Genomic DNA, 2,078 nt, shown 5'->3' on the forward strand with positions numbered 1-2,078 from the left:
TTCACATTCTAAATTGGCACATTGGCATATTGCCACATTGACTCATTATTTTCTATGTCCGTACCTTTCTACTATAGATAGTTGTGTGACAGGTCAGTGATAGTAAAAACGACAACTATCACACAGATGCAAATTGAATACAACGATGAACATAATGACAGTTTTTATGGAATATTTATAACAGCACCTTCTTTTGGAACAGTCCTAAAAGCCAGCTGTGAACCGATTTCCGGAGGCTTTTTGGAGATTAAGTCCGACCTGGTCCCAATTACCTGCCGGGTAGTTCCAATTACCTCGGACTTCACCGGCAATTACCCGGCAGCTAGTCGCGATTACCTGCCGGATCTTTTCCTAACAAGGAAACTTATTTTACCATAACAGACAAATCATAAGCATAATGTCAATGCAAAACTTCTGCTCCGTACGTTATTTGTAAACCATCACCCATCCCTCCGCATTCAGCGGATTTTCCCGCAACACAAATAGCAAAATGACAAAATGATCATTTTGTCAACTAAGTCTAATAAAACCGTATATATTGATCGAGATCCGTCTTCTCGTCCAGTTGCAGGCGTTTCTTCAGGCGACTTTTCGATTTGGTGAGGGCGTCAGTCGTGTTGTTGAAGACGGCCAGCTGATCTTTGCGGGGAAAGTTCCACTTTATCAGGCAACAAATTTCTTCTTCATGGCGGGTGATACCCGATTTTTCTTTTAGCTCCGTGAGGAAGTTATTAAAAAGAAGATCGGTTGTATGTAATAGTTCCGTCCATTCCTGACGGGTCGGGTTGGTACGTACCGGGTCTTTCTTCAGTTGCATCAGCAGGGAAAAGGCATTGGGTACTACATCTGCTGTCTCCGCTGTTTCGGAAGAAAGGCGTTCGATGATTTGCTCGCTTTCACGCACCTTCCGCTGGTAATATTCCAGATCGGCAACGCGCTCCTTATAGAGTTCCGACTCTTCCGTCAGGTTATGCAGGTCTTCTTCCAGGCGGTTGATCTGCTCGATGTACTCGTATTTCTCTTTCTGGTAATGATAAATGGCCACCTTATTCTTCCTGATCTTTTCCTTCACCAGCCGGTGACGCTCCTTGTTTCGTGCCATACGGATACCGATAATGTAACCTAATACCGCACCGGCTATCAAAGCTACCCAACAGAAGCAAAACAAGAAAAAGGTCAGGGAAGAGGGATTGTCCATATCAGTTCATTCATGATTTGTTTTTCAGGTATTCATAAATGGCCAGCTGCGAACGCACCTTTTCGGGTGCATCATCCTGCTTGAAGTTGTTATGCAACTGTTCATCGATCAGGCAGGCCTTTACATTATCGCGCATCTGTATCTTCAGGATATCGATGACCTCCTGTTTGATCTCGGGCACCAGTATCGGAAAGGCAGTCTCGATACGGCGGTTCAGGTTACGGCGCATCCAGTCGGCCGACGTCAGGAAAACATCTTCCCGACCGTCATTATAGAAATACCAGATACGGGAATGCTCCAGAAACATATCGACGATACGGGTTATCCGGATATTGGCACTATACGGTTGACCAGGCACCAGGCAACAAATGCCCCGGACAATCAGATCGATCTCAACACCGTTCTCGCTGGCCCGATAAAGCTCATTAATCATATTCTGGTCATGCAGCCCGTTCATCTTCAAAACGATCCGTCCTTTGCGTCCCTCCTTTACGTGATCGATTTCACGTTGAATCATACGTTTCAGTTCAGGTACCATATTGAAGCGGGCTACCAACAGATGGCGGAAGGTCGGCTCGGCCATCTTCCCTTCCAATACGGCAAAGACTTTGTTTATATCGGTTATGATCTCGTCGTTGCAGGTCAGCAAAGCCATATCCGAATAGACGCGGGCCGTCTTCTCGTTGAAGTTACCCGTGCTAAGATAAGCAAAGTCACGTCGTTTGTTCCCGTCTTCAGAGTCCTTCCGGATGATAACGGCAACTTTGGCATGTACCTTCAAACCGGGGATACTATATATAATACGTATACCGGCCTGCTCCATACGCTCGGCGGTACTCATATTGTTTTCTTCATCGAAACGCGCTTTCAACTCTACAAA

1 protein-coding gene and 1 pseudogene are annotated in these 2,078 nt (G+C 45.8%); both read right to left on the reverse strand.

Translation table 11 applies throughout. From position 1 onward, the window contains the following. Positions 1-520: 520 nt before the first annotated feature. A complete protein-coding gene (locus QZ076_RS21925) occupies positions 521-1,198 on the reverse strand; it encodes a hypothetical protein (protein ID WP_293717235.1) in 678 nt (225 codons plus the stop codon). A gap of 10 nt (positions 1,199-1,208) precedes the next feature. Continuing rightward, positions 1,209-2,078, reverse strand: a pseudogene (locus tag QZ076_RS21930) (RNA degradosome polyphosphate kinase); the annotation flags it as partial.

This window comes from uncultured Parabacteroides sp., assembly GCF_905196875.1.
In the GTDB taxonomy this organism is placed as follows: domain Bacteria; phylum Bacteroidota; class Bacteroidia; order Bacteroidales; family Tannerellaceae; genus Parabacteroides.